Source organism: Nonomuraea helvata, from assembly GCF_039535785.1.
GTDB lineage: Bacteria > Actinomycetota > Actinomycetes > Streptosporangiales > Streptosporangiaceae > Nonomuraea > Nonomuraea helvata.
Genome location: NZ_BAAAXV010000006.1, coordinates 1 through 8,455 on the forward strand (window position 1 = coordinate 1; position 8,455 = coordinate 8,455).

General features: G+C 66.1%; 11 protein-coding genes. 6 read left to right on the forward strand and 5 right to left on the reverse strand.

Annotated features, from left to right (window positions below; all coding sequences use genetic code 11):
- Positions 1-132: 132 nt before the first annotated feature.
- Complete coding sequence (locus ABD830_RS27135) at positions 133-594, forward strand: hypothetical protein (RefSeq protein WP_344993094.1); 462 nt, start codon at positions 133-135, stop codon at positions 592-594.
- Between the two features lie 541 nt (positions 595-1,135).
- Here ABD830_RS27135 and ABD830_RS27140 read toward each other — a convergent pair.
- Entirely contained in the window at positions 1,136-1,585 is a 450-nt protein-coding gene (locus ABD830_RS27140; protein ID WP_305917685.1) for a hypothetical protein, read from the reverse strand.
- 61 nt (positions 1,586-1,646) lie between these two features.
- On the opposite strand from ABD830_RS27140, the gene ABD830_RS27145 reads away from it, so the two are divergent.
- Together ABD830_RS27145 and ABD830_RS27150 are read left to right on the forward strand one after the other, a co-directional pair.
- Positions 1,647-2,204 (forward strand): hypothetical protein, encoded by a 558-nt coding sequence (locus ABD830_RS27145; protein ID WP_344993100.1) that lies wholly within the window; start codon positions 1,647-1,649, stop codon positions 2,202-2,204.
- Between the two features lie 69 nt (positions 2,205-2,273).
- Entirely contained in the window at positions 2,274-2,423 is a 150-nt protein-coding gene (locus tag ABD830_RS27150) for a hypothetical protein (protein ID WP_344993103.1), read from the forward strand.
- A 109-nt stretch (positions 2,424-2,532) separates the two neighbouring features.
- On the opposite strand, the gene ABD830_RS27155 is transcribed toward ABD830_RS27150, so the two are convergent.
- A complete protein-coding gene (locus tag ABD830_RS27155; protein WP_344993106.1) occupies positions 2,533-3,144 on the reverse strand; it encodes a hypothetical protein in 612 nt (203 codons plus the stop codon).
- 239 nt (positions 3,145-3,383) lie between these two features.
- On the opposite strand from ABD830_RS27155, the gene ABD830_RS27160 reads away from it, so the two are divergent.
- Entirely contained in the window at positions 3,384-3,605 is a 222-nt protein-coding gene (locus ABD830_RS27160) for a hypothetical protein (protein ID WP_344993108.1), read from the forward strand.
- A gap of 29 nt (positions 3,606-3,634) precedes the next feature.
- On the opposite strand, the gene ABD830_RS54350 is transcribed toward ABD830_RS27160, so the two are convergent.
- Both ABD830_RS54350 and ABD830_RS27165 read right to left on the reverse strand, forming a co-directional pair.
- Positions 3,635-3,916: a PIN domain-containing protein gene (locus tag ABD830_RS54350; RefSeq protein ID WP_378521134.1), complete on the reverse strand. Its 282-nt coding sequence runs from the start codon at positions 3,914-3,916 to the stop codon at positions 3,635-3,637.
- A gap of 223 nt (positions 3,917-4,139) precedes the next feature.
- Complete coding sequence (locus ABD830_RS27165) at positions 4,140-4,586, reverse strand: hypothetical protein (protein ID WP_344993110.1); 447 nt, start codon at positions 4,584-4,586, stop codon at positions 4,140-4,142.
- Between the two features lie 256 nt (positions 4,587-4,842).
- Between ABD830_RS27165 and ABD830_RS27170 the strand changes: the two genes are divergently transcribed.
- Positions 4,843-4,986: a hypothetical protein gene (locus ABD830_RS27170; protein WP_344993112.1), complete on the forward strand. Its 144-nt coding sequence runs from the start codon at positions 4,843-4,845 to the stop codon at positions 4,984-4,986.
- 507 nt (positions 4,987-5,493) lie between these two features.
- Here ABD830_RS27170 and ABD830_RS27175 read toward each other — a convergent pair.
- The gene (locus tag ABD830_RS27175) at positions 5,494-5,595 is read right to left on the reverse strand and encodes a VOC family protein (protein ID WP_344993115.1); all 102 of its coding nucleotides are present in this window, start codon (positions 5,593-5,595) and stop codon (positions 5,494-5,496) included.
- A gap of 94 nt (positions 5,596-5,689) precedes the next feature.
- Here ABD830_RS27175 and ABD830_RS27180 point away from each other — a divergent pair, with 94 nt between their 5' ends.
- On the forward strand, positions 5,690-6,091 hold the full coding sequence (locus ABD830_RS27180; RefSeq protein WP_344993118.1) for a hypothetical protein: 402 nt from the start codon (positions 5,690-5,692) through the stop codon (positions 6,089-6,091).
- Positions 6,092-8,455: the final 2,364 nt, after the last annotated feature.

Genomic DNA, 8,455 nt, shown 5'->3' on the forward strand with positions numbered 1-8,455 from the left:
CCTGTCCAGTCCGCGCGAACCTTGCGACGTCCGGACCTACCTTGCGAACGATCGTGCAACGTCCGGACTGACCCTGCGACAGGAGAGACCGCCCGCATGGGTCGATGACCAGTAGCGAAGTACGGTGAGGGCATGGACTTCTACGTGAAGCGCGATGGCGGGATCGGCTATGCCGGCTCCCAGCCCGAACACGACCGGGAGTTGGGGATCTGGTTGAGCTTCGACTTGGGCCGCAATTACTACGGGTGCCTCAACGCCCTGATGTCCATAGCAGACGTCGAATCACTCGAGAAGAACGCCGAGCACTTCGAAGGAGAGGGCTACGATGTGGAGTTCGCTCCCGACAAGGTGACCGTCTCCAATCGGTTCTTGGAAGAACGTTTCACCTCCTATGTGTTCGCGGAGGCGAAGGCGGCGATCGAATCCTTCTGGCGTTTCATCATCACGGTTCCCGACAGCGCGCAGGCGATCCGGGTGTACCGCCCCGACCTCCCTGAGCATCTCGCCGATCTTGTGCTCTGGGAGGAGCAGTGGCGGCGACCGCACCCGTACCGTGGAAGGATCGAGGGCATTCCGACAAAGGGCCCGGCCTGACGAGTCTTCAGGCCCGCGACGCAAACCGATCAAGATCTTCCCCGAAACACGGACTGCACCATTGACGGCGCACCCACACAGCAAGATCACAGCACTCTGGAACGCCAGCGCAACGCACGCCGGGAGTTTCGGAGACATCGGCATGTCCCGCCCTGGCTCTTACCCGTAACATCAGGATCATCTGGACATTCCCGCCGTGTTAGCGAATTCCAGAGCCACCTGAGGGTTCGCAATGCGAGTATCGAAGCGTTACTCCGTGTGAGGAGACGCTGGTGACACACCCTCAGTCCAGGGTGGAGGTATTCGCGGCGATTCGCCGGGATCCTCGTGCAGGGCTGTCGGGTCGGCAGATCGCGATCAAGTACCGAGTCCGGGGTTGAGGAACCTGCGGACAGCCGTTGGCGGTACCCGCGAGTAACTTAACTGGACGCTTCGGCAGGGCCCTCGGCCGGGATGAGCGGGGGCTCCGGCTGGCCGGGCAGCGCGGTTCGGATGGCGCACGGCTCACTCCATCTGCTTCACGGTCTGGGCGGGGGAGCGGTCAGGAGTCCCCCGTCAGCGAGATAATCGCCGCCCACTCCTCGGTGAGCAGCAACCGCTCGGCCCACACCGCCGCGTACCAGCCATTGGGTCGGAACTCCACCGGGTGGACGGAGCGGGTCGGGCCGAGCGTCTCGGCGATCAGCTCCACCGCGTACTGAGCCAGGAACTCCGCCTCCGCACGTCCGGCGGCCTCGCCGATGTCGGACACGCCGTACCAGGAGCGGATCTGCGCCAGGAGCACCTGCGGGTCCTCGGGCGCCGCGACGGACTCGGCCGTCCCCGCCGGTCCGTGCGCTCGGTAGAGGTCCCGGACCAACTCGAACACCTCCCTGTCGCGCGGCACCGGCCCGTACAGCGCCAGCGATACCACGTGACGGGTGGGCATCATCGCCTCCAGGGCGTCGCTGACCCGTTCGATCTCGGCGGCCAAGTCCTGGGGGCGGGTCATGATCCCAGTGTGGACCCTTACGCTGGGCGCTGTTCGCCGGACCGGATGGAGTTGAGCGCCGATGACATCGGTCGACAAGCACGTGGATCCACACCTGCGGGCCAAGCGCCTCATCGGCATGGCCGAACGCCTCGACGCTCACCAAGTGTCCCGCCTGACCGTGCTGCCGGACTCGCTGCCCGCCGCACCGGAGGCAGCGCTGGCCCTTCCCCGCCTCCACCTACACCTGCGGACCCGGCCCTGGCCGACTTGGCGCGAGGCGGACCTACCGACCCGCGTTCGCATCGCCTGGCTGAGCGCCGAGATCGCCGTCCACCCCGACACCCTGCGCGGCGAACCCGTCGGCGAACTGCTCTACCAGGCCGTCCGCGTGATCGAGACCGCTGACGTGGACGAGCCGGAGAGGCTCGCCCGAGAGCTGATCGACAAGGGCGATGCGGTGTTGCGGGCCGAGGCAGAGCGGATCGCGCGCGATGCCCTGCACGCGGGCTTGCTCGCCCCATCCGAGCCCGGACGCTCCTGGCGGAGCTCTGATCACATTCACCCAGCGTCACCAGAGCCATGCCCTAGATGCACGGGGACGTGGCTCTCGTTTTCACTAACACTCCAGGGCAGTTGATCAGCAAGTGGCTCTCAAACCGACCGACATATGGCTCCCGGTTCCACCTGCATAGCCACCCAAGACGACGTGGACGACAGCGTGCTGTGCCAGCTGCCTGCAGGGCACTTCGGGGCCCACAGCTGGCAGATGCCGAGCAGCATCGCGGGCCGTGTCCCTTCGGCGGCCAACCAGCAAAAGCTGATCGACATGGCAAACGACCCTCACCTGACTGACTGACCTGCAGGCGGGACCACGGGCGTTCCGTGGTCCCGTGCCCTGCTGCGGCCTCACCGGACCGAAATCCGAGAAGGCACCGAACACGCGGGCGACCGATAAGGCCTGCCTTCTACTCGCCGGGCACGCCGTCCATCCCGCGCTCCGGTGAAGGGCCCCCGCCGTCGTCAGGAACGGCGCCCCGGTCGTAGGAGTGATTGCCGGGATGCCCGTCGAACAACAGACACGGCTCGGGATCATCGGCAAGAATGACCGAGGACGGGCAGAGCGCGAGGTCGACCAGCTCCCGCGCGCCGTCGGCCCAGCGGATCCAGGTGTCGTGCTCGCCATACGACTGGGCCAGCGACATGTGCGGGCCCGGGTGGCCGGGCTCCAGCTCGCACGAGTAGGTGGCTTTGCGGGCGTTCACCGCGATCCTGCCAGCCGTCAGGCGGGCCCACTCGGCGTCGGTGAGCATGTTGGAGTGCGGGCACTCGTCGTCGTCGCACGCGCGTCGCAGGCCGACGGTCAAGGCGCTGGCCAGCGATGTCGCGGTGAAGGCGCGTGTGATCGCGTCGCTGACGCGCTCGGCGTCATCGGCGCTCAGGCCGACCACGCCGACTGCGCTGAGCTGGTCGGCCAGCACGTCGATGTGGGTGGCGAAGTGGTGGCAGGCGCCGATCAGCGCGGCCACCGGGTCGACACCGCCGCGGGGCGGGTCGGCTGCCTCGTTCTGGCGTGTCACGACCGTGACGCTACGCCGTGCCTCAGGCACCCGCCCGGGCTTTGCGCCGACTGCCGGGGTCGCACAACGGCCGTGGCCCAGGCGGTGTGGTCGGCTGGCCACGTGGTGGCTGGAGCACCTCCCTATCTGCGATAAAACATCGGCCCACTGTCCGTTCGCATGTCACCGACAGAATCAGTTCCGGAGGAACACAGCGGGCTTACCCTGAAAGCCTGGCTCCCCAGCCGAAGGAGATCCTCGTGGTCGACGGCACCCTTTCCGGAACCGAGTTTGTCGTGATGGAGTTCAACCACAGCAACGGCCGCCTGTCCGTTCACGGCACCTACACCTACAGCGTCCATAACCTGGACGATGCTCTTGCGGACGCCCAGGGTGCCGCCACGGCGGCCTCCGCCAAGAAGAGTCCCGTCACGTACGTGGTGGCGCGGGTCCAGCAAGAAGCGGTGTTCCCGGCGTCATAACGGAAAGCGGGCGGCCACGTCGGACCGATCTAAGACCCGGCCGCCCCATCCTGAGAACTCACATTCTGCAGAACCGGATGCTGGGTGCCGCGCGGCGGCTTCTTCGGCTTGTGGGTCGCATCAGGCAGGTCGAGCCTGAGCGCTTGGAGGCCAGCCATCCGCGCTCGAGTGGACATGCCGATGTCGCCGGTCAGAAGAGTGACCGGCCGACCGGCGAGCGCCTGGAACGCCACCGCCCGGGCGATGATCTCATCATCAGCACGGGGCAGACGGACGTGGCCGGGCGGGTCTGGCCACAGGTCGATCGTAATCGCACCACGGTGCGGGCGACGGCTTCGCCTACAGCGTGAGCAGGCCGTACCAGCGCATCGACTACGTCATGACCTCTCGCGACATCAAACGACCTCGGTGGCCGTCATCGGCACCGAGGCCTCCGATCACTTCCCCATCGTGGTCGACCTCGAACTCCCCCACCCCTCGCTCTGACCTCCGGCGCCCGCCGTCTCCCGCGACGGCGGGCGCGAGAGGTCCGGATCAGATGACGCCGCTCTGCCCGACGCAGCTCGTGACACCGTTCCTACCGGCCAGCTTCACGAAGACCCGATGCGCCATCGGCCGGGTCACCGAGATCGCCCTGCTGCCGGAGTTGCCCGTGATCACGGTCGCCAGGAACTCGGCGTCCGGAAGGCCGCCGCGATCCTGGACGAGGCTGACCTTGACCGTGGTGGGGCCTCCGGAGGCCGTCCAGCGGACACGGCTGAAGTGGTGCCCAAACGACGTGTTGATGTAGGTGACGGTCACCTTCAGCCTGTAGGACCCCTTCGAACAGGTTGCGACGAGGGCCTTGGCTGCCGACGTGGTCACCGACACCGCCGGCGCGGACGCCGAGGCGGACGCGGTCACCGACGCCGACGCGGGCGCGCCCATCATGGCCACGGCCCCCATGGCCCCGACGACGACCGCGGTACGCATGATCTTCATGTGGTCCCTCCGTTGATTCCCGTCGAGGTGAGACCATACGGAGACGCGGTATGGCGGAGGTATGTCCCAATCAGACCACTCGGAGCGCGCTAGTGGGACGCTAGTCAGACGCAGGTTTCGACGACCAGGCAGCCGACGACCAAAGTCCGCACGGCTGCGGCCGAACTGTGTCCAAGGGATCTGTCGCCTGACTCGAACCCTTGATCCATGCTCCTTCTCGGCGGGCACCAGAACCCGCCCCGACAGAAGGAGCATCATGAAGAAGCTGCTCAAGACCGCCGCCATCGGCGCCATCGCGATCGCATCGAGTTTCGCCTTGGCACAGCCGGCAATGGCCAACTCGCTGTCGTGGAACGTCAGCGACGGAGTTCGAGGAGCTCAGAGAGTCCGAGCGGCTTGAACAGGATCTGAAGGACCCCGGGGTGAACACCGACATCAGCTTTGTCCCGCGCGGCCAGACGTGCGACCCGGAGCGGGAAAAGCGGATTCACCTCAAAACACGTGAACTCCTCAATCCCAGCAGGAATGGGTTCAACCTCGACCCGCGCCTCCTCGGTCCTGGGCGGACCCTGCTGGTGGACGTCATCCATGATGGGCGGTCCGGGCTGGGCGTTCTCGGGCGGGCTGATCGAGGGCCCGGTCAAGCCGTGCGTGCTGATCCCGCTGCCGCCCGGCAGCTAACGCTTCGGGTCCAGCACCGGTGGCAGGATTCTCTGGCAGGACTGGTCCTGAGGGCTGTACTCCTGCCGTCAAGAGATCATGTCCTGCCGAGTAGCTCCGGAGATTCCCGGCCATTTACTGCCGGAACTTACAACCGAGAGGCCCGCAAGCCCATAACGCGCAGCGCCGGGGCAAGCCGGCGGCAACGGCGGGACGGACCAACCAGCTCATCCGAGGCATAGACGTGTCAGCTCGCGCACAGGCAGAACGGATGCCCTTCCGGGTCGAGGAAGACCCGGAAGGACCTGCCGGGCTGGTGCGCGTGCTTGGACGCGCCGAGCTCGAGCACCTCGCCCGCCCCGGGAAGGCCTATATACCGGCGATATACCAGACGTCGCTAGCTTCATGGCTCATGAAGTTGACTTCCAAGCGCATCGCCGCGATTGCCGTCGGCCGTGGTCGCGGCCGCCACGACCATCACCCTCAATGCGGCACCTGCCGCAGCCCTCACCGTCACGGGCTGCAAGTCCACGCAGACCTTCTCCACGAGCATCACCGGCGCCTCCGCCGAGGGGTATGTCAAGAGGGGATGCACCGTCAAGGGCAGTGGATGGCAGCGCATCGACCAGGACTACATCTGGTTCAGGACGAGGGACACCAAGTGCGACAAGTACGGCCCCAAGATCTGGATCGGCGGCTGGGTGCAGAAGAACGACAACGGTTGCGGCCACTCGAAGACCGGCTATAACTGGACTGCTTCCACCGGCACCGTCTACAAGTACATGTTGCGCACCTGTAACAGCACCAAGTGCCTGAACAGCTCCGGCTACATCACGATCAAGTAGGCAGTAGTGGAAGAGGCTCTACGCCGCCGCCCTGCTATGACTTCGGCCCGGGCCAGACGGCGAGAGCCGGCTCCGCGAACCGATCTGAGCTCGGTGACGTCGGCCCCGTCCCTGGCCCACTCGGACATGCCGCGCAGCACAGCCGCGAAGGAGGCGGCCAACGTTGCACGAACGTCCCGAATCCGTCTCGCGGATTGGGGCGTGTCCTGTGATCTTTGGTGGTGGTTTGGTGTAGATCATTGGTATGGATGAGGAACGTCTGAAGTGCCTCGATCTGACCGATGGGAGGCTTTCTGGCAATCCGGATGAGTACGACGCCACGCTAGGGACCCTGCTGCACTTCGTCATCGACACAGATCTTACAGTGCCTGGTGCGTTCTGTAGCACACGGCTCAGATATGGCAGCGTCGATCGCGCCGAGAGGTCATCGTGGGCGACGAAGTGACGGTGGCGTGACTCCAGAGCACGCGGCCATGGAAGATCATTTCGATCCGTTGCGAAGCGGAGCATTCCCGTTCGCGGAGTTCAGATCCGCGGTGGAGGAGCTGTGGGTGGTCCTCTATCGCGCTTACTGCGATGACCGTCGATGGCCGATTCGGAGCTATCGGCGATGGCACCTGCGCAAGGGGATGTCGTGCTGTGGGAGGAAACCTTCGCAGAGCATCCCCTACCGCGGGATGATCGAGGGAATTCCCGCTCGCGGCCTGGACTAGCACGCGCCCCGTGATCATGTGACGGGTCGCGGAGCCAGATGTGGATAGAGGCAACGTCGATGGTTCCCTGGTAGATGCGCTCCGCTTGTCGTACGAGTGGCCACCGGCGCGATGCTGGCGGAGCTTGTTGACGCAGCGCTCCACGGGTGTTGCGCTCCTTGTAGCGATCACGGTCGAAGACTGTTGGCCGTCCGCCCTTGGAACCGAGTTTTTGCCGGTTGGCCTGCTGGTCCTTCCTGATCGGGATGACCGCCTTGATGCCGCGCCGCCGCAGGTAGCGGCGGTGGCGCGGGACGAGTAGGCCTTATCGGCCATCGCTCGCGCCGGGCGCGTACGCGGCCGCCCGAGCCCTCGGCGCTGGATGCGGATTGGATTCCATCAGCGGGATGAACTGCGGGCAGTCGGCGTGCTGGCCCGGCGAGTGAGCCGGGCGATCGGACGGCACCGCCGATCGGCGACACAGCGTGAATTTTGGTGGATAGCCGCCTCGCGACCGGCCGAGCGCCTCCCGGCCCGACGTCACGTTTGTGATCTTCCGCGGCCCCTTTACAGGGATATCGACGGCCAGCGCATGCTGCGCCCCGGCTGCGTGCTGGTGCGCCCGCAACACGGTGGAGTCCGCGCTGACCGTCCAGTCCTCGCCCTCGGCCTCGTCGCATCCGCGCGCAACCATCCAGGATCCGTTCCCACGTGCCATCAGTGACCAGCGGCGATGCCGGTTTGTAAGCCTCTTCCACTTGCAGAGCAGGGCGTAATCTCCACGAGTACCTTCACCGGCTGTGCGCCGCTTGCCCTCTGTCCATGGACGCACACCACTGGACAGTAGTCCTCGGCGGCGAGCAGGCGGGGCGACGGCGGCCTCGTGAAGGATGGCCCGGGTCGGTGTAGTCGTGAGCGTGACAGCGTGCCCACCAGCCGCTCGCGTCCGGGCACCTGGCGGGCCAAACCGGCGGATCGCGCGATCAGCTGGGTGATGGTGTCCGGGTGGCGACCGCAATCCAGCAGCACCGCGAGTACAAGCCGTAGGTGTCGGGTTCGCCTGGCAGGCATAGTGATTTGCAGCGTCATGTTCTTGGTCCGCGATCTCCGCCCAGCATCGAGCGCAGAGACCACAGGTTCCCTTGTTGTCGGTGAGGCTGATCGTACATCGTGCCCGGGCGGTGGCATGTCTCGATCCCGGCCGCGTCCGCGGCGGCCAGTCAGAAGCGCGCTCCCATCCAAGTGCGGCGGAGCTCCTGCAGCTGGCCAACCTCGGCTGGTCGCCGTCGGTGGCCTTGGTGTCGATCCTCGTGTCCATGGTGCCGTCGATCATGGCTTGGACGCCTCTTCCGGCCAATCCATTGCCCACCCCCCCCCCCCCACGCTCGCGGAGGAGTTCGTTCTGCAGCCACTGTCCACAGGTCGTGAGGACGAGGCCGGTCACGCCCAGACGAGTGCGATGAAGATGAGACAGGCAAACGATGTTACGAGCCACCCATGCGTGTCGACCCACTCACCGAAACCCGTGGCATGGCGAGCTTCGCCCGTCGGTGAAAGGCGAGGACGGCGATCAGAGGCACGGCGGCGATCCAGGACCGTTGCTGCGACGAAGGGCGCCGTCGCCGCGAGGTCTCGTGGGCCTGCGCAAAGCCTGGCGCCCACGGTGGCCTCA